The sequence below is a fragment of the Actinoplanes sp. NBRC 103695 genome (genome assembly GCF_030269485.1).
Lineage (GTDB): Bacteria > Actinomycetota > Actinomycetes > Mycobacteriales > Micromonosporaceae > Actinoplanes.
Map to the genome: position 1 here is coordinate 26,370 of NZ_BSTL01000005.1, position 18,543 is coordinate 44,912.

Consider the following 18,543-nt stretch of genomic DNA (forward strand, 5'->3'; position numbering starts at 1 on the left):
ATGGACAAATTCACCACCCACGATGGCACCGTGATGCCGCTGCGCCGTTCTGATGTGGACACGGACCAGATCATCCCGGCGGTCTACCTCAAGCGGGTCACCCGGACCGGGTTCGAGGACGGGCTGTTCCGGGCCTGGCGGGACGACCCCTCGTTCGTGCTGAACAACCCGGCCTACAGCGGCGCCACGATCCTGGTGGCCGGGCCCAACTTCGGCACCGGGTCGTCCCGGCAGCACGCCGTCTGGGCGCTGCGCGACTGGGGTTTCAAGGTCGTCATCGCGCCCCGTTTCGGCGACATCTTCCGCGGCAACGCCCTCAAGGAGGGTCTGTTGCCGGTGCAGCTGGACCTGAAAGCTGTGGAAGCCCTGTGGGACATGGCCGAGAGCGAGCCGCAGAAGCAGATCACGGTCGACCTGGGCGCCCGCGAGGTGCGCGTGGACGATGCGGTCTGGACCTTCCCGATCGACGATTTCAGCCGCTGGCGCCTGCTGGAGGGCCTCGACGACATCGGACTGACCCTCCGGCACGAGGAAACCATTACCTCGTACGAGAAAACTCGCCCTGGTTTCAAGCCCGTCACCATCTAGGCCGAAAACCCTAGTCAGAGCCCCCTTTTCGCCCCTGCCGAGTCCCCCGGCAGGGGCGATTTCCTTGTGACACAACGCTTTTTTTTATGCAGATGTTTGTGTCTGCTGGTCAGAGGGCATACGGTGCGGCCAGAATGGCTCGCATTGGGCCAGTTCTCGCGTTCGGGAGGAAAACCATGAACAAGGCCGAGCTCATCGAGGCGCTCGCCGCCCGACTGGGGGACCGGAAAACAGCGACTGCGGCGCTGGATGCGGTCATCAGTGAGGTGGAGAACGCTGTCACGAAGGGCGACCGGGTGGCCATCACCGGCTTCGGCGTCTTCGAGAAGCGGGCGCGCAATGCGCGTACCGCTAGGAATCCCCGCACCGGCGAACCGGTGAAGGTGAAGAAGACGTCCGTGCCGGCCTTCAAGCCCGGCACGGCATTCCGGGAGATGGTCGCCAGCGGCAAGGTCGCCAAGGCTGCCGCGGCGAAGAAGACCACGGCAGCGGCCAAGTCGACCGCCACCAAGGCGACCGCTACGAAGGCGACCGCCACGAAGGCGGCGCCGGCGAAGTCGACGGCCACGAAGGCCACCGCGACCAAGGCGGCCGCGGCGAAGAAGACGACGGCCACGGCGGCGCGGAAGACGGCCGCCACGAAGGCCGCTCCGACGAAGGCGGCCGCCACCAAGACGGCGGCGGCGAAGAAGACCACGGCCACCGCGGCCAAGAAGACGACGGCGACCAAGTCGGCGCCGGCGAAGACGACCGCCGCCAAGAAGACGACGGCGACCAAGGCCACGGCGACCAAGTCCGCCCCGGCCAAGACGACCGCCGCCAAGAAGACGACGGCAACGAAGGCCACGGCGGCAAAGTCGGCGCCGGCCAAGAAGGCGACGGCCACCAAGTCGACGGCCACCAAGTCGACGGCCACCAAGTCGACTGCCGCCAAGAAGACGGCGGCCAAGAAGACCACGGCCGCCACCGCCCGGACCACTCCGGCCGCCAAGGCGACCACGGCCCGGGCCACCACCACCGCTCGCAAGACCGCCAAGTAAGGGGTCTGAGCGCTCCGCTGAGAAACGAAAGGCGTCCACCCGTACGGTGGACGCCTTTCGTGTGTTCAAGCGCTGAACGGGCCGCTGAGCCTACCGTCCGGGCATGGACCGAAGGCCCAGCCGCCCGCCACTCAGCCCGCCGCGCGGGCTCACCGGCCGCTCGTTCGTCGCCGTGGCGGTCTTCGCCGCCGCGGTCGTCCCCGGGTGGACACTCGGCGACCTGACCGAACGCTGGACCGGCAACGCTTTGCTGGACTGGCTGACCACCTGCGCCTGTTCCGCGGCGGCCGTCGCGGTGCTCGCCCGGCAGGTGTCCTACCGGCGGCGGGACGCATGGCTCGGGCTGCTGCCGCTGTACGGCTGGTATCTGATCGCGGTGCTGGCGTGGCGGGTGGCGCTGCTGCCGTACCGGGACTGGGAACCGCGCGCCGACGAGATGTGGCGGGCGCGGTGGCTGACCGGGGAACTGGTCGGTTACTGGCGCACCGACCTGGCGCAGCCGGTGCGCAAGAAGACGCAGAAGGTCAGAGCAGCCGGCTGATCGCCACCGCGCGGTCGCCGGCCCAGGCGATCGCCCAGCCGCCGCCCTTCGGCGTCCGGTACTGCTCCGGGTCGTCGGTGCCGGCCAGCGCCGCCAGCAGGTGCGGCATCAGCTTGCCCTGGCTGCAGACCGCTGCCGTCGGGCCGGTACGCAGCTCGGCCAGCCGGGTCAGCGCCACCTGCACCCGGGCCGGCGTCTCGGACCTGTCCGGGGGCTCGGCGAACGCGTGGTCGGTGACGATCGGCAGGCCGAGTTCGGAAGCCAGGGGTTCGAGGGTCTGCTTGCACCGCAACGGCGTGGCCGCGACCAGCCGCCGCGGTCCGAAGTGCGTCAGCGTCCCGGCGATCAGCTCGGCCTCGTCCCGGCCCTGCGGGTCGATCGGCCGGAGCGCGTCGTTGCCCTGCCATTTCTTGCGTTCCCCGGCGTGCGCGTGCCGGACGAGCAGTGTGACCCCGGTCAGCTGGTCGGCGACGGCCGCCGGGCCGAGCAGGTCACGGTCGGCGGGGTAGCTGAGCCGCTCGGCCGCCGCGGCCGGCGACAGCCACTCGACGGCGTCCACCTCGTCCGGGTCGGCGACCGGGCGGACCGGGTCGCCGGATGCCCGCATCAGCCAGAATTCCACGTGTTTGGCGCGGCCGTCGGGCAGCGTGTACGTCACGTCGGGCAGGCGGAGCTGCGGCTCACCGCGTACCCCCGTCTCCTCGACCACCTCGCGCACCGCGGCCGTGAGGGACGGCTCCCCGGTCTCGAGTTTGCCTTTGGGCAGGGTCCAGTCGTCATAGGCCGGACGGTGCACCACGCAGATCTCGGCGCCACGCCGGAGGACGGCGCCGGCCGCCCGGACATCATCGGTCACGGTCAGGAGCTTTTCCCGATCACCCGGCGCAGTAACGCCTCCTGGAGGTGCATGTGCGGCTCGGTCGGCGTGGTCGGGCGGCGGTGCCAGGTGCCGTCGCCGGACAGGTCCCAGCCCTCGCCCTCGTCGGCCATCGACAGCTCGAGGACGTTGCGCAGGTCGTCCTGGGCGGACGGCAGCGTCACCCGGACCAGCGCCTCGACCCGGCGGTCCAGGTTGCGGTGCATCAGATCGGCCGAGCCGATCCAGTACTCCGCCTCGTCGCCGACGCCGAACCGGAACACCCGGGAGTGTTCCAGGAAGCGGCCGACGATCGAGCGCACCCGGATGTTGTCGGAGAGGCCGGGCACTCCGGGCCGCAGCGCGCACATGCCGCGGATGATCAGGTCGACCTTCACACCGTCCTGTGAGGCGCGGTAGAGCGCGTCGATGCTCTCCTCGTCGACCAGCGAGTTCACCTTGAACTGCACCAGGGCCTCGCCGCCCTCGCGGGCGATCCGGGCCTGCTCCTCGATCCGTTCGATCAGTCCCCGGCGTACGCCGTGCGGCGCCACGAGCAGGCGGCGGAAGGCGGTCTGCCGGCTGTAACCGGTCAGCACGTTGAACAGGTCGGTGACGTCGGCGCCCACCTCGGGGTCGGCCGTCAGCATGCCGAAGTCCTCGTACAGCCGGGCGGTCTTGGGGTGGTAGTTGCCCGTCCCGATGTGGCAGTAGCGCTTGATCTGGTTGCCCTCCTGCCGCACGACCAGGGCGGTCTTGCAGTGCGTCTTGAGACCCACCAGGCCGTAGACCACGTGGCAGCCGGCGCGTTCCAGGGTGCGCGCCCAGCCGATGTTGGCCACCTCGTCGAAGCGCGCCTTGACCTCCACCAGTACGACCACCTGCTTGCCGGCGGCGGCCGCGTCGACCAGTGCGTCAACGATCGGGGAGTCGCCGGAGGTGCGGTAGAGCGTCTGCTTGATGGCCAGCACGTTCGGGTCGGCGGCGGCCTGCTCGATGAAGCGCTGCACGCTGGTCGAGAACGAGTGGTAGGGGTGGTGCACCAGGATGTCGCACTCGCGCAGCCGGTTGAAGACGCTGCGCGGCACCTCGCCGTCGGCCAGCTGCGGGTGGGTCGCCGGGACGAACGGGCGGTCCTTGAGGTCGTCGCGGTCGCACTCGCCGAAGACCTGCCACAGCCCGGACAGGTCGAGCAGGCCGGGCACCCGGAGCACGTCGTTGCCGTCCATGTCGAGCTCGCGTTGCAGCAGGTCGAGAACGTGATCGCTGATCGAGGCGGCGACCTCGAGACGGACCGGCGGGCCGAACCGGCGCTGCGCCAGCTCGCGTTCCAGCGCCTGCAGCAGGTCCTCGTCGCGGTCCTCGTCGACCTCCACCTCGGCGTTGCGGGTGACCCGGAACAGGTGCCACTCGAGCACCTGCATGCCGGAGAAGAGCTGGCCGAGGTGGACCGCGATGAGCTCCTCGACGGGCAGGAAGCGCACGCCGCGGCTGTCGTTCTGCACGGTCACGAACCGCGGCACGTTGTTCGGCACCTTGACGCGGGCGAAGAGCTCGACGCTGCCGTCGGCCGGGTCGCGCAGGACCACGGCCAGGTTGAGTGAGCGGCTGGAGATGTACGGGAAGGGGTGCGCCGGGTCGACGGCCAGCGGCGTGAGCACCGGGAAGACCTGCTCCCGGAAGTAGGTCCGCAGCCGTTCCCGCTCCGGCGCGTTGAGCTCGCCCCAGGTGACCAGCTCGATGCCGTCGGCGGAGAGCTTGGGCCGGACCTCCTCGGCGAAGCAGGCGGCGTGCCGGGTGACCAGGTCGGCGGCCGACTCGGTGATCATCTCGAGCTGGTGCCGCAGCGAGACCCGGTCGCCGCCGCGCATCGGCAGGCCGGCCTTGAGGCGCCGTTTCAGCCCGGCCACCCGGACCATGTAGAACTCGTCCAGGTTGCTGGCGAAGATGGCGAGGAACTTGGCCCGCTCGAGCAGCGGGGTCTCCGGGTCCTCGGCGAGCGCGAGCACCCGGGCGTTGAAGTCGAGCCAGGACAGCTCCCGGTTGAGGAAGCGGTCGTCGGGCAGCTCGTAGTCGTCGGTGTCGATCTCGATCTCGGCCGTCGTGTCGGTCATGGTCGGCGCCTCCTCGACGGTGGTGCGGGGCAGGAAGCGACCGTTCGGTCCCCGCCGCGGGGGGACCGCGGGGCTCGGTGTCCGGGGCGGGTTTTGCATCGCTCCATCATCGCCCGATCAGGGTTAACGGGGAATGAACAACTCCATGATCAACTGGCGTCGATCCCGGGTATCGAGACGCTGGTCACCGATCCGGCGCCGTCGGACTCGATCACGACACGCTGCCCCAGGCGCAGGAGGCGCAAACCGGACGCGGCGAAGGCAATCCGGCCGAAGGGCAGCTCAGTGCCGTCATCCAGTAGCAATGTCCCGGTATGGCCGTCGGGATCGAAGGTGGCGATGGTGCCCTGCATGCCCTGAAGTTACCGCTCTTCAGGCCGCCGGGAGACACGATGAGATGAGTCCGAGATCACGTAGCAGCCCGCAGGTCCGCGGTCCCGCGCCGAGCGCCATGACCTCCCGCAGGTCCGCCGCGGTGTCCACGTCCTGCCGCAGCCCCGGCCAGTCCCCGGTCAGCGCCGTCGCCCCCGAGCCCGCGTGCGCCGCCGCCGACCCGATCCCGAACCTCGGATCAAGATCACTTCCCTGGCGTACGCCGAGGAGCACGGTCCCGGTGCCCGCCGCGTCGGCGACGAACGCCCGGCCGCGCACCGACCGCAGCGCCTCGCCGAGCTCGGCCGGCCGCACCGCCGGCAGGTCACCGGCCAGCGCGACCCGGTTGCGCCCGGTGCCGGCGATCACATCCGCGCCGAATCGGAAGGCCGCGTTCAGCCCCGCGTCCGGCTCGTCCGCGACCGGGCGGGCGCCCAGCTCACGGGTGATCCGCACCGCCTCGGGATCGTCCGTGACCACCACCAGTTCGCCGATCTCGGCGCAGGCCAGCACCGCCGCCGCGGTGTCGGCCAGCATCGCCAGCGCCAGGTCCTGATGCCGAGCGGCGGGCACCGCGCCGCGGAGCCGGCTCTTGGCCAGACCCAGCCTCTTGACCGGGATGACCGCGGTCCACAAGTCGTTCACCACACCATCCTGCCGCGCCGCTTTGCTCTGAGCACATATACGCATCACCCGGCCGCGACGGGACGGTTCCGTTACCGCTCTGAGCACATATACGCATCAGGTACGCATCGGCGGGCGGGCCGACCTGGCTTGGCGCGGTGCCAGCAGGCATGATTTCGTCGCAGACGACCGGTGCGGCGCTCTCCGCCCCGGCGACAGGTGCAGGAGGAGTTGTGGCGATACCCCGGCTGGGGTTCTGGCGGCGGCTGGCGGTCGCGATCGTGCTGCCGGTCCTCAAGGTCTGGACCAGCAAGACCTGGCGCGGCGCCGACAATCTGCCGGCCGGCGGCGGTGTGATCCTGGTCGCCAACCACGCCTCGCACTTCGACCCGCTGGTCATTTCGTACTTCCTCTACGACAACGGGCGCTGGCCGCGCTTCCTGGCCAAGGCCAGCCTGTGGAAGGTGCCGCTGTTCGGCCCCTTCCTGAAGAAGGTCAAGCAGATCCCGGTGGAACGCGGCAGTGTGGAGGCGGTGAAGAGCCTCGACGCGCTGGTCGACGCCCTGAACGACGGCGGGACCGTGGTGATCTACCCGGAGGGCACCACGTCCAAGGAGCCCGATCTGTGGCCGATGCGCGGCAAGACCGGCGCCGCCCGGCTCGCCCTCAAGACCGGCGCCCCGATCATCCCCCTGGCGAACTGGGGTGCGTACCAGATCTACGACTCGCGGACCAAGAAGATCGGGCTGAAGCCGCGCCGGCCGGTCGCCGCGATCGCCGGACCGCCGATCGACCTCGGCAGGTGGCAGGGCCAGGAGCCCACCCGGCAGGTGCTCGAGGAGATCACCGAGCACATCATGCTGACCATCCGGGACCAGCTCGGCGAGATCCGCGAGGGCACGCCGCCACCCCTCTACCAGCCGACCGGCCGCGCCAAGACGCCGCCGGAGGTGACCGGATGACCCGCGCCGCGATGATCGGCTCCGGGGCGTGGGGCACCGCGTTCGCCAAGATCCTGGCCGAGGCGGGCGCCGACGTCACCATGTGGGCACGCCGCGAGCAGGTGGCCGCCGCGATCCGCGAGCAGCACGTCAACGAGGGCTCGCTGCCCGGCGTGCGCCTGCCGGACCGGGTCACCGCGACCAGCGACCTGGCCGCCGCCGTCGCCGGCGCCGACCTCGTCTTCCTGGCCGTGCCGTCGCAGACGCTGCGCGGCAACCTCGCCGACTGGGCGCCGCACCTGCCCGCCGACGCCACGCTCATCTCTCTGATGAAGGGCATCGAGCTCGGCACCACCAAGCGGATGAGCCAGGTCATCGTGGAGACCGCCAAGGTCGACCCGCGGCGGGTGGTGGTCGTCTCCGGGCCCAACCTGGCGCCGGAGATCGCGGCCGAGCAGCCCGCCGCCACGGTCGTCGCGAGCGCCGACCCGGCCCGCGCGCAGGCCGTCCAGCACGCCATCGCGTTGCCCTACCTTCGCCCGTACACCAGCGACGACGTGATCGGGTGCGAGATCGGCGGCGCGGTCAAGAACGTGATCGCGCTGGCGTACGGGATGGCGTCCGCGATGGGCATGGGCGACAACACCAAGGCGTCGCTGATCACCCGCGGCCTGGCCGAGACGGCGCGGCTGGGCGTGGCCCTGGGCGCCGACCCGATGACCTTCGCCGGCCTGGCCGGGCTCGGCGACCTGGTCGCCACCTGTTCCTCGCCGCTGTCCCGGAACCACACCTTCGGCGAGCACCTGGGCCGCGGTGAGACGCTCGAGCAGGCACAGAAGGCGACCCGGCAGACCGCCGAGGGCGTGAAGAGCTGCCTGGCCATCCGCGACCTGGCCGTCGCGCACGGCGTGGAGATGCCGATCACCGAGCAGGTCGAGCGGGTCTGCCACGAGGGCGTCGACCCGCGGGTGGCCGTGAAGCTGCTGATGGGCCGGGAGATGAAACCCGAATGAGCGGCGACGGCACCCACGTGGTGCACGCGGGGCTGCCCGAGCCGGTGCCGGGCCAGCCGTTCCTGCCCGGTCCGGTGTTCGCGGCGCCCTACCACCTCGACCCCGACGCCGGCCCGGGACTCAACGGCTACGGCCGCCCGGACAACCCGACCCGGCGCGGTCTGGAGGCGGCCGTCGGGTCGCTGGAGGGCGGGCAGGTCCGGGCGTTCGCGTCGGGGCAGGCGGCGATCACCGCGCTGCTGCTGAGCGTGCTGCGCTCCGGCGACACGGTCGTGCTGCCCTCCGACGGGTACTTCCCGGTCCGGGCGTTCGCCGAGGGGACGCTGCGGGACCTCGGCGTCAGCACGATCCTGGCGCCGACCGCCGGCCCGCGTCCCGCGCTGGACGGCGTACGCCTGGTGCTGATCGAGACACCGGCCAACCCCGGCCTGGACGTGTGCGACGTGCGTGAGACGGCAGACGCGGCGCACGCCGCAGGCGCTCTTCTGGCGGTCGACAACACCACCGCGACACCGCTCGGGCAGCGGCCGCTCGAGCTCGGCGCCGACCTGGTGGTGGCCTCCGGGACCAAGGCGCTGACCGGGCACTCCGACGTGCTCCTCGGTTACGTGGCGACCAACGACGATCAACTTCTTGACAAGATCACCACCTGGCGTACGCAGACCGGCGGCATCCCGGGCGCCTTCGACTGCTGGCTCGCCCACCGGTCGCTGGCCACGCTCGACCTGCGGCTGGGCCGGCAGACGGCGAACGCCGCGGCGATCGCGGCGATGCTGCGGGACCGGTCCGACGTGACCGGCGTGCGCTGGCCGGGGTTGCCGGACGACCCGTCGTACGAGATCTGCGCCCGGCAGATGCGCCGCATCCCCGGCGTGCTCTCCTTCGACCTGGGCGGCGCCGACCGCGTGGCCCGGTTCCTGAAGGCGTCGGCACTGGTCTTCGCGGCCACGTCGTTCGGCGGGCTGCACACCAGCGCCGACCGGCGCGCGCAGTGGGGCGATGACACCGCGGAGGGCTTCGTCCGGCTCTCCTGCGGGATCGAAGACACCGAGGACCTGATCGCCGACCTGACCGTCGCTCTCGACCGGTCCTAGTCGCAAGGACAAGTGGAGGGCTCAACCGTTGTTCAGTCGTGTCGCCATCGTCAATCGTGGAGAGGCCGCGATGCGGCTCATCCATGCCGTCCGCGATCTGTCCGCCGAGACGGGGGCCCGGATCGAGACGGTGGCCCTCTACACCGACGAGGACCGTAACTCCTCGTTCGTCCGGGAGGCCGACGTCGCCTACCCGCTGGGCCCCGCGTCCGGCCGCCCCTATCTGAACCACGCCCTCCTCGAGGCCGCACTGGTCGAGGTGCGGGCCGACGCCGCCTGGGTCGGCTGGGGATTCGTCGCCGAGGACCCGGCGTTCGCCGAGCTCTGCGACCGGATCGGCGTCACCTTCGTCGGGCCGGGCGCCGAGGCGATGCGCAAACTCGGCGACAAGATCGGGTCGAAGCTGATCGCCGAGGAGGTCGGCGTCCCGGTCGCGCCGTGGAGCCGCGGCGAGGTCGCGACCCTCGAGGAGGCGCTGCGGGCCGGCGCCGAGATCGGCTACCCGCTGATGCTCAAGGCGACCGCCGGTGGCGGCGGACGGGGCATCCGCCGGGTCGACTCGGCGGCGGATCTCACCGACGCGTACGAGCGCACCAGCCAGGAGGCGCTGCGTGCCTTCGGTTCCGGCGTGGTCTTCCTGGAGCGCCTGGTGATCGGTGCCCGGCACGTCGAGGTGCAGCTCATCGCCGACGGGCAGGGTGGCGCCTGGGCGCTCGGCGTGCGGGACTGCTCGGTGCAGCGCCGCAACCAGAAGATCATCGAGGAGTCGTCCTCCCCGGTGATGAGCCCGGACCAGGCCGCCGAGCTCAAGGAGTCGGCCGTACGCCTGGCCCTGGCCGTGGGCTACCGCGGCGCCGGCACCGTCGAGTTCCTCTACCACCCGGCCGACAAGCTGTTCGCCTTCCTCGAGGTCAACACCCGCCTCCAGGTCGAGCACCCGATCACCGAGATCACCACCGGCACCGACCTGGTCAAGCTGCAGCTGCACGTGGCGGGCGGCGGCCGGCTCGAGGGCCCGCAGCCGCCGGAGAGCGGGCACGCGGTCGAGGCGCGGCTCAACGCCGAGGACCCCGACCGGGACTTCGCGCCCTCGCCCGGCCGGATCACGCGCCTGGTGCTGCCGGCCGGCCCGGGCATCCGGGTGGACACCGGCGTTGCCGAGGGCGACACCATCCCGGCCGCCTTCGACTCGATGATCGCCAAGATCATCGCGTACGGCCGGGACCGTGACGAGGCGCTCGGCCGTCTGCGCCGGGCGATGGCCGAGACCACCGTGATCATCGAGGGTGGCGCCACCAACAAGAGCTTCGTGCTCGACCTGCTCGACCAGCCCGAGGTGATCGACGGCAGCGCCGACACCGGCTGGATCGACCGGGTGCGCGCCGAGGGCCGGCTGGTCAGCCACCGGCACTCCGCGGTAGCGCTGGCCGCCGCCGCGATCGAGGCGTACGAGGACGAGGAAGAGGTCAGCCGGCAGCGCCTGCTGGCCACCGCGCACGGCGGACGCCCGCAGGTCCGGCACGACAGCGGACGGCCCCTCGACCTCAAGCTGCGCGGGGCGAGCTACCGGGTGCGGGTCTTCCGGGTCGGCCAGACCCGGTTCCGGGTCGGCATCTCCAGCGGCGCCGAGGTGTATCCCGCCGACGTCGAGATCGAGCGGTACGACGAGCACAGCGGCCGGATGCTGGTCAACGGCCACCGCTTCCGCCTGGTGACCGCCACCCACGGCCCGATCCACCTGGTCGAGATCGACGGCGTCACGCACCGGGTCAGCCGGGACGAGGGCGGCGTGGTGCGTTCTCCCGCCCCCGCGCTGGTGGTCGCCACCCCGGTGGCGGTCGGCGACGACGTCGACGCGGGCGCGCCCATCCTCGTGCTGGAGAGCATGAAGATGGAGAACGTCCTGCGCGCCCCGTTCCGCGCCCGGGTCCGCGAGCTGCCGGTGTCGGTCGGCAGCCAGGTCGAGACCGGCGCGCCGGTGCTGCGCCTGGAGCCCCTCGGCGACGCGGAGGAGGAGTCCGCCGCCGCGGACGGCATCATCGACCTGCCCCCCGAGGCGGCACACCCGCCCGCGGCCGAGCGCGTCACGCGTGGCCTGGAAGACCTGCGCAGCCTGCTGCTCGGCTTCGACGTCGACCCGCAGGACCGCGGCCGGGTGCTCACCGGCTACCTGGCCGCCCGGGCCGAGTCCGGCGGCCGGGTCAGCGCGGGCGAGGTCGGCCTGCTCACCGTCTTCGCCGACCTGCTCGAGCTCAGCCGGAACAAGCCCGGCGGCGAGATCGAGCTGGAGCCGGGCAGCCCGGTGCACAGCCCGCGCGAATACCTGCACAGCTACCTGAAGAGCCTCGACGTCGAGCGGGCCGGGGTCACCGAGGCCTTCCAGGCCCGCCTGGAGCGGGTGCTCGCGCACTACGGCGTCATCGGCCTCGACCGCACGCCCGAGCTGGAGGCCGCGGTCTTCCGCATCTTCCTGGCGCAGCAGCGGATCTCGGCCGACGTCTCGGTGGTGTCCGAGTTGCTCCGGCAGTGGATCGCCGGACCGCCGCCGGCGGCCCCGCTCGATGAGGCCGCCGGCCTCACCCTGGAACACGTCGTCGAGGCCACCCAGGTCCGCTTCCCGGCCCTGTCCGACCTGGCCCGCGGCGTGGTGTTCCGGTGGTTCGCCCAGCCGTTGCTGCGGCGTACCCGCGCGACCGTGTACGCGGCCGTCCGCAACCACCTGCGCCACCTGGACCAGAACCCGGACGCGCCGGACCGCGACGAGCGGATCCAGGCCATGGTGGCGAGCTCCGAGCCGCTGGTCCGGCTGATCGGCCAGCGCGTCGGCCGGCCCGGCCGCGACCTCGGCCCGCTGCTCGAGGTGGTCACCCGCCGCTACTACGGCAACAGGTCGCTCTCCGGCATCGTCACCGAGGAGGCCGGCGGCTGCCGCTTCGTCGTCGCCCGGCACACCGCCCCGGACAGGGTGACCCGGGTGGTCACCACCGCGGTCGACATCGCCGCCCTGCCCGCCGCGATCGCCGCGGTCGGCGCCTTCGCGGCCGACGTGGAGGACCGCGGGCTGGTCGCCGACCTCTACATGACCTGGGACGGCCAGCCGGAGGACGTCGACGTCATGGCGGCGCGGCTCGCCGAGTTCCTGGCCGCGCATTCCCTCCCGGCCGGCGTGCGCCGGATCACCACCACGATCGCCGGCAGCAGCGGCGTGATGCACCACCACTTCACCTTCCGGCCGTCGGAGGCCGGACCCGGTCTCGTCGAGGACCGGCTCATCCGCGGCCTGCACCCGCAGATCGCCCGGCGCCTCCAGCTCCAGCGGCTGCGCGAGTTCCACCTCACCCGGCTGCCGTCGGCGGACGAGGAGATCTACCTCTTCAAGGCCGTGGCGCACAGCAACCCGGCCGACGAGCGGCTGATCGCGATGGGCCAGGTGCGCGACCTCACGCCGCTGCGCGAGGCCGACGGCCGGCTGGTGGCGCTCCCGGCGGTCGAGGACGCGATCACCGCGGGCCTGGACGCGATCCGGAACATCCAGGCGCAGCGGCCGCAGAACAAGCGGTTCGACACCAACCGGATCATGATGTACGTCTGGCCGTCCACCGAGCTGTCGCCCGAGGAGCTCAACGCCCTGGTGCAGCGCATCCTGCCGACCACGGCCGGCGCGGGCCTCGAGGAGGTCCAGTTCCTCGCCCGGCAGCGCGGGGCGTCCGGCGAGCTGAGCGAGGTCGCCGTGCGGATCACCATCGACTCGCGGGACGGCGCCCGGCTGCACGTCGACAAGCCGACCACCGACCCGGTGCAGCCGCTCGACGACTACCGGCAGAAGGTGCTGCGCGCCGCCCGCCGGGGCAACGTCTACCCGTACGAGCTGACCAGCATGCTGGCCGGGCCGCGTGGCACCTTCGTCGAGCACGACCTCGACGAGGCGGGCGTCCTGGTGCCGGTGGACCGGCAGCCCGGCCGCAACAAGGCGGCCATCGTCGCCGGGGTGGTCAGCACGCCGACCACGCGTCACCCGGAGGGCGTCAGCCGGGTGATCCTGCTCGGCGACCCGACCAAGGCGCTCGGCGCGCTGTCCGAGCCGGAGTGCTCGCGGGTGATCGCGGCGCTCGACCTGGCCGAGCGGATGCGGGTGCCGCTGGAGTGGTTCGCGCTGTCGGCCGGCGCCCGGATCTCGATGAGCTCCGGCACCGAGAACATGGACTGGGTGGCCGCCGCGCTCAAGCGGATCGTCACGTTCACCCAGGACGGCGGCGAGATCAACGTCGTGGTCACCGGCATCAACGTGGGCGCCCAGCCGTACTGGAACGCCGAGGCCACCATGCTGATGCACACCAAGGGCGTCCTGGTCATGACCCCGGACTCGGCGATGGTGCTCACCGGCAAGCAGGCGCTGGACTTCTCCGGCGGCGTGTCCGCCGAGGACAACTACGGCATCGGCGGCTACGACCGGGTGATGGGCCCGAACGGGCAGGCGCAGTACTGGGCGCCCGACCTGGCGTCCGCCCGCGACGTGCTGATGGCGCACTACGACCACACGTACGTCGTGCCGGGCGAGGCCGGTCCGCGCCGGGCGACCACCACCGATCCGGCCGACCGGGACGTCTCCGGCTACCCGCACACCTTCGCGGGCAGCGACTTCACCACGGTCGGCCAGATCTTCTCGGCGACGCACAACCCCGACCGCAAGAAGGCCTTCGACATCCGTACGGTGATGCGCGCCCTCGCCGACCAGGACCACCAGGTGCTGGAGCGCTGGGCCGGGATGGCCGACGCGGACACCTCGGTCGTGCAGGACGCCCACATCGGCGGCTGGCCGGTCTGCCTGATCGGCATCGAGTCACGCTCGGTGCCGCGCCGCGGGTTCCCGCCCACCGACGGGCCGGACACCTACACCGCGGGCACGTTGTTCCCGCAGTCGTCGAAGAAGACCGCCCGGGCGATCAACGCGGCGTCCGGCAACCGCCCGCTGGTGGTGCTGGCCAACCTGTCCGGCTTCGACGGCTCACCGGAGTCGCTGCTCAAGCTCCAGCTGGAGTACGGCGCGGAGATCGGCCGGGCGATCGTGAACTACCAGGGCCCGATCGTGTTCTGCGTGATCTCCCGCTACCACGGCGGCGCGTTCGTGGTGTTCTCCAAGGCGCTCAACCCGAACATGACCGTGCTGGCGCTGGAGGGCTCGTTCGCCTCGGTGCTGGGCGGCGCCCCCGCGGCGGCGGTGGTCTTCTCGGGCGAGGTCAACAACCGCACGGCGAACGACCCGCGGGTCACCGACCTGGTGTCCCGGGTGTCCGCCGCCAGCGGCGCCGACCGCGCGGCCCTGAACGTGGAACTCGCCGAGGTGCAGGCGGCGGTGCGGGCGGAGAAGGTGAGCGAGGTGGCCGCCGAGTTCGACCGGGTGCACAGCATCCAGCGGGCAGTGGACGTCGGGTCGGTGGACGCCATCATCAAGGCCGCCGAGCTGCGGCCACGCATCATCGAGGCGATCGAGCACGGCCTGAAGCGCTGATCGCCTCGATCTCGTCGGCCAGGTCCGCTGGTGGCTGGCGGGCGTCCAGCTCGGCTGTGGCGCCCGCCCGCAACAGCGGCTCGACCTCGGCGTGGTCCGCGACGATCCGGGCCCGCTGCTCGGGTGTCTTGCCGAAGGGGTTCGTGGTGCGGGCGGCCACACGTTCCAGGAGAACCTCGAGGGGCGCGCTCAGCAGCACCACCGCGGCGAAGCGCGGGTAGAACACGCCCTGGTTCGGTACGCAGCCGGCCACATAGTCCGGGTGTTCGTCGAGCAGCTCGCTGATGCGGGCCTCAATCCACACCTGACCGTCGGCGGTCTCCACCGCGTAGCCGCCGTAGTCGGTGTCGACCACGTGGCGGCCGCGACGGGCCAGTTCCGCCAGGAGCGTCGACTTGCCCGCACCGGACATCCCGGTGATGAAGACGGTCACAGCGGCGCGAAGGAGCCGTCCGGGCGGGGCGGCAGCTCGTGCACCGCGACCACGGCCGCCGTCGGGATCGGGCCGTAGACGTGCGGGAACAACCGCCCGTCCGGGTCCGGCGGGTCGCCGTCCTCCCAGACCGGCGGCTTCGGCAGCCGTTTCTCGTCGATCTCCAGCACCACCAGGTCGGTCTGGCCGCGGGCACGGATCGTCGCCGGGACATGCACGTGGTCGCGCGGCGAGCAGTGGATGAACCCCTGCGTCGACAATGTCTCGGTGATGTAGAGCTCGGCGTCGGCGGCGAAGTCGGCCCGCCGGCAGAAGTGGTAGATCATCCCTTCTCCAGGAACTCGGCGCGTTCCTCGTCGACCAGCGCGGTCACCGACGCGGCCAGCGCGGGGTAGCGCGACAGCGTCGGATCGTCCTCGACGAGTGAAGCGGCCTCGGCGCGCGCCTCCTTGATGAGCTTCTCGTCCCGCAGCAGCGACAGCAAGCGCAAATGCGAATGCCTCCCGGATTGCGAGGCGCCCAGCACGTCGCCCTCCCGGCGTTGCTCCAGGTCGATCTCGGAAAGCTTGAAGCCGTCCGTGGTGGACGCCACCGCCTCCAGCCGCTCCCGGGCGTTCGACCCCTCTGCTGCCTCGCTGACCAGCAGGCAGATGCCGGCGGCCGAACCCCGGCCCACCCGGCCCCGCAACTGGTGCAGCTGGGAGACGCCGAACCGGTCGGCGTCCATGATGATCATCACGGTGGCGTTGGGCACGTCCACGCCCACCTCGATCACCGTGGTCGCCACCAGCACGTCCAGGTCGCCGCCCGCGAACGAGCGCATCACCGCGTCCTTCTCGTCGGCCGGCAGCTTGCCGTGCAGCACGCCGATCCGCAGTCCCTTGAGCGGCCCCTCCTCGAGGATCGGCGCCACCTCGGTCACGGCCAGCGGAGGCCGCTTGGTCGACTCGCCGTCCGCAGCCCCGCCACCACCCTTGGCCGGACTAAAGGCAGCGTCACTCAGCGGCTCGCCGTCCTCGTTGTCGTCGCCGGGCCCGGTGCCGATCCGCGGGCACACCACGTACGCCTGATGGCCCTTCTGCACCTCCTCGCGCAGCCGGCGCCACGCGCGGTCCAGGAAGGCCGGTTTCTCCAGGGCGGGCACGACATGCGAGGCGATCGGCGAACGGCCGCGCGGCAACTGGGACAGCACCGACGTCTCCAGGTCGCCGTAGACCGTCATCGCCACGGTGCGGGGGATGGGCGTCGCGGTCATCACCAGCACGTGTGGCGGCTGGGCGGCCTTCGCGCGCAACGCGTCCCGCTGCTCCACCCCGAAGCGGTGCTGCTCGTCCACCACGACCAGGCCCAGATCCTTGAAGTCCACCCCCTCGTACAGCAGGGCGTGGGTGCCGATCACGATGCCGGCGGTGCCGTCCGCGACCGTGGCCAGCGCCGCCCGCCGCGCCTTCGCCCCCTGCGAACCGGTGACCAGGGTGATCCGGGTGCCGTCCGGGCCACCGTCGATCTCACCGGCCCGGCCGAGCGGCCCGAGCTGGGCGCTGATCCCGCGGAAGTGCTGGGTGGCGAGCACCTCGGTGGGGGCGAGCAGAGCCGCCTGCCCACCGGCGTCGACGACCTGAAGCATCGCGCGTACCGAAACCAAGGTTTTGCCCGAACCCACCTCGCCCTGCAGCAGCCGGTGCATCGGGTGCGGCCGGGCCAGGTCGGCGGCGATCTCGACCCCGACGTCGCGCTGGCCCTCGGTCAGCTCGTAGGGCAGCGACGCGTCGAACCTCGCGAGCAAACCGGCCTCGGCGGGGGGTCGCGCGATTGCCGGTGCGGCGGCCGCGCGGGCCTTGCGCTGCACCAGAGTCAGCTGTACGGCGAAGGCCTCGTCCCACTTGAGCCGGTACTGCGCCCGGTACATGTCCTCCTTGGAGCTCGGCCGGTGGATCTCGTGCAGGGCCTTCCCGATGCCCACCAGGCTGTTCGTCGCCCGGGTGGCCGGTGGCAGCGGGTCGTCCGGCGGCTGAAAGGTGTCCAGCACGGTCCGCACGCACTTGGCGATCACCCAGGTCGGCACCGCCTGCGCCGCCGGGTAGACCGGGATCAGCGCGCCCGCGAACTCCTCGATCTCCTCGGCCGCCTCGTCCTCCGTCGCGTCCGCCGACAGCAGCTGGTAGGCCGGGCCGTTGAGCTGCCGCTTGCCCCGGAAATCGGTCACCTTCCCGGCGAAGAGACCCCATCTTCCGGTACGCAGCTCGCGCTGCCGCCACGCCTGATTGAAGAACGTGCAGCTGAGCGTGGCGCCGGACCCGTCGCCGATGGTGACCTCGAGCATCGAACCGCGGCGCTGCCGCATCGGCCGCACATTGATCGAGCGCACCTGCGCCAGCAACGTGACCTGCTCGCCGACCTCGAGCTTGCGCATGTCGGTGTGCTCGCCACGCTCGTCGTAGCGCCGAGGGAAGTGGTAGACCAGATCGCCTGCGGTGTGCAGGTCCAGATGCTCGGCGAGCGCCTTCGCGGTCTTGTCGCCGAGCACCTTGCCGAGCGGCGTCGTGGTCGTGGTGGCGGCGGTCGTCGTCTCGCTCACTCGACTCCTACCAAGAGGTGGTAACGCGGCTGCCCACCGGTGAAGGATTGCACCTCGGCGAACGGCCAGCCCTGGCTGATGTGTGCTCTCAGTCGCCCGTCCAGGCTGGCCGGCGCGTCCGCGCCCAGCACCAGCGTGACCAGCTCACCGCCGCCGCCGAGCATCCGGTCGGCGAGCCGGCAGGCCACCTCGGCGAGGTCGTCGCCGATGATGTGCACCTCGCCGTCGACCAGCCCGAGCAGGTCACCGGGCCGGCACCGCCCCGCGACGGTCAGCGCCTCCCGCCGGGCCGTGCACACCTCGCCGTACCGGCAGGCGCCCGCGGCCTCGGCCATGGCGATCACGTCGTCCGCGAACGACCGCCCCGCATCCCGCACGGCCAGGGCGGCCATCGCCTGCACCGGCGACGAGGTCGGCACGACACTCGCCCGGATCCCCCGCTCGGCGGCCTCACGCGCCGCCGCACTGGCCACCGCGTGAGTGTTGGCATCGTTGGGCAGCAGCACGACCCGGCCCGCGCCGGTCCGCTCGATCGCCTCGATCATCTCGGCGATCGAGGGGTTCCGGTCGACGACGACTGTCCCCTCCGCCACGAACAACGCCGTCAGCCCGTCCCCGGCGGCCACGACAACGGCCCCGCGCGCCGTCCGCCCGTCCGCCCGCGCCGTCCGCCCGTCCGCGTCATCGACCCGCCGTCGAGGCTCCGCCGGAAGCTCGTCCAACTCGTCCAGCCCGTCCCGTCCGTCCAGCCCGTCCCCGCCGTGCTCATGCGCGTGCTCGCCGCCCAGCCCGTCCCAGGTGCGCTCGCCGCCCAGCTGATCTCGGGCGCGTTCGCCGCCT

Annotated in this window: 14 protein-coding genes and 1 pseudogene; 7 read left to right on the forward strand and 8 right to left on the reverse strand. The window is 71.8% G+C overall.

Annotated elements, in window-relative coordinates; all coding sequences use genetic code 11:
- From leuD to QSK31_RS09015, 3 genes are all read left to right on the forward strand, one after another.
- Positions 1-588 (forward strand): 3-isopropylmalate dehydratase small subunit, encoded by a 588-nt coding sequence (gene leuD, locus QSK31_RS09005; RefSeq protein ID WP_285682738.1) that lies wholly within the window; start codon positions 1-3, stop codon positions 586-588.
- A 176-nt stretch (positions 589-764) separates the two neighbouring features.
- Positions 765-1,628: an HU family DNA-binding protein gene (locus tag QSK31_RS09010; RefSeq protein WP_285682740.1), complete on the forward strand. Its 864-nt coding sequence runs from the start codon at positions 765-767 to the stop codon at positions 1,626-1,628.
- Positions 1,629-1,731: 103 nt separating this feature from the next.
- Positions 1,732-2,169 (forward strand): hypothetical protein, encoded by a 438-nt coding sequence (locus tag QSK31_RS09015; RefSeq protein ID WP_285682742.1) that lies wholly within the window; start codon positions 1,732-1,734, stop codon positions 2,167-2,169.
- Here QSK31_RS09015 and QSK31_RS09020 read toward each other — a convergent pair.
- From QSK31_RS09020 to cofC, 4 genes are read right to left on the reverse strand one after another with little or no spacing between them, the layout of a single operon-like run.
- Entirely contained in the window at positions 2,153-3,025 is an 873-nt protein-coding gene (locus QSK31_RS09020; protein ID WP_285682744.1) for an NUDIX hydrolase, read from the reverse strand. The genes QSK31_RS09015 and QSK31_RS09020 overlap by 17 nt on opposite strands.
- Before the next feature lie 2 nt (positions 3,026-3,027).
- Positions 3,028-5,238, reverse strand: coding sequence for an RNA degradosome polyphosphate kinase (locus QSK31_RS09025; protein ID WP_285682746.1), 2,211 nt, complete (start codon positions 5,236-5,238; stop codon positions 3,028-3,030).
- Between the two features lie 50 nt (positions 5,239-5,288).
- A complete protein-coding gene (locus tag QSK31_RS09030; protein WP_285682748.1) occupies positions 5,289-5,492 on the reverse strand; it encodes a cold-shock protein in 204 nt (67 codons plus the stop codon).
- Between the two features lie 19 nt (positions 5,493-5,511).
- Entirely contained in the window at positions 5,512-6,156 is a 645-nt protein-coding gene (gene cofC / locus QSK31_RS09035; protein WP_285682750.1) for a 2-phospho-L-lactate guanylyltransferase, read from the reverse strand.
- Between the two features lie 212 nt (positions 6,157-6,368).
- Between cofC and QSK31_RS09040 the strand changes: the two genes are divergently transcribed.
- The 4 genes from QSK31_RS09040 to QSK31_RS09055 are packed head-to-tail and all read left to right on the forward strand — an operon-like array spanning position 6,369 to position 14,692.
- Positions 6,369-7,097, forward strand: coding sequence for a lysophospholipid acyltransferase family protein (locus tag QSK31_RS09040; RefSeq protein WP_285682751.1), 729 nt, complete (start codon positions 6,369-6,371; stop codon positions 7,095-7,097).
- Complete coding sequence (locus QSK31_RS09045; RefSeq protein WP_285682752.1) at positions 7,094-8,089, forward strand: NAD(P)H-dependent glycerol-3-phosphate dehydrogenase; 996 nt, start codon at positions 7,094-7,096, stop codon at positions 8,087-8,089. Before QSK31_RS09040 ends, QSK31_RS09045 begins: the two co-directional genes overlap by 4 nt.
- The gene (locus tag QSK31_RS09050; protein WP_285682753.1) at positions 8,086-9,183 is read left to right on the forward strand and encodes a cystathionine gamma-lyase; all 1,098 of its coding nucleotides are present in this window, start codon (positions 8,086-8,088) and stop codon (positions 9,181-9,183) included. Before QSK31_RS09045 ends, QSK31_RS09050 begins: the two co-directional genes overlap by 4 nt.
- Positions 9,184-9,211: 28 nt before the next feature.
- The gene (locus tag QSK31_RS09055; RefSeq protein WP_502872918.1) at positions 9,212-14,692 is read left to right on the forward strand and encodes an ATP-binding protein; all 5,481 of its coding nucleotides are present in this window, start codon (positions 9,212-9,214) and stop codon (positions 14,690-14,692) included.
- Here QSK31_RS09055 and QSK31_RS09060 read toward each other — a convergent pair.
- The 4 genes and pseudogenes from QSK31_RS09060 to QSK31_RS09075 form a co-directional block, all read right to left on the reverse strand.
- Positions 14,658-15,125 carry an ATP-binding protein gene (locus QSK31_RS09060; RefSeq protein WP_285682755.1) on the reverse strand — a complete coding sequence of 156 codons (468 nt, stop codon included), beginning with the start codon at positions 15,123-15,125 and terminating at the stop codon, positions 14,658-14,660. The two genes, QSK31_RS09055 and QSK31_RS09060, sit on opposite strands and share 35 nt — an antisense overlap.
- Positions 15,122-15,451: a DUF952 domain-containing protein gene (locus QSK31_RS09065; protein WP_285682756.1), complete on the reverse strand. Its 330-nt coding sequence runs from the start codon at positions 15,449-15,451 to the stop codon at positions 15,122-15,124. The genes QSK31_RS09060 and QSK31_RS09065 overlap by 4 nt, the downstream gene beginning before the upstream one ends.
- Complete coding sequence (gene recG / locus QSK31_RS09070; protein WP_285682758.1) at positions 15,448-17,703, reverse strand: ATP-dependent DNA helicase RecG; 2,256 nt, start codon at positions 17,701-17,703, stop codon at positions 15,448-15,450. The genes QSK31_RS09065 and recG overlap by 4 nt, the downstream gene beginning before the upstream one ends.
- Positions 17,700-18,543 (reverse strand): annotated as a pseudogene (locus tag QSK31_RS09075) (DAK2 domain-containing protein); the annotation flags it as partial. The gene recG and the pseudogene QSK31_RS09075, both read right to left, overlap by 4 nt.

What these genes read in the sequence shown, in the direction of transcription:
- leuD (WP_285682738.1), top strand. Translation starts at nt 1, where the DNA reads ATGGACAAATTCACCACCCACGATGGCACCGTGATGCCGCTGCGCCGT.
- QSK31_RS09010 (WP_285682740.1), top strand. Translation starts at nt 765, where the DNA reads ATGAACAAGGCCGAGCTCATCGAGGCGCTCGCCGCCCGACTGGGGGAC.
- QSK31_RS09015 (WP_285682742.1), top strand. Translation starts at nt 1,732, where the DNA reads ATGGACCGAAGGCCCAGCCGCCCGCCACTCAGCCCGCCGCGCGGGCTC.
- QSK31_RS09025 (WP_285682746.1), bottom strand. Translation starts at nt 5,238, where the DNA reads ATGCAAAACCCGCCCCGGACACCGAGCCCCGCGGTCCCCCCGCGGCGG.
- QSK31_RS09030 (WP_285682748.1), bottom strand. Translation starts at nt 5,492, where the DNA reads ATGCAGGGCACCATCGCCACCTTCGATCCCGACGGCCATACCGGGACA.
- QSK31_RS09045 (WP_285682752.1), top strand. Translation starts at nt 7,094, where the DNA reads ATGACCCGCGCCGCGATGATCGGCTCCGGGGCGTGGGGCACCGCGTTC.
- QSK31_RS09050 (WP_285682753.1), top strand. Translation starts at nt 8,086, where the DNA reads ATGAGCGGCGACGGCACCCACGTGGTGCACGCGGGGCTGCCCGAGCCG.
- QSK31_RS09065 (WP_285682756.1), bottom strand. Translation starts at nt 15,451, where the DNA reads ATGATCTACCACTTCTGCCGGCGGGCCGACTTCGCCGCCGACGCCGAG.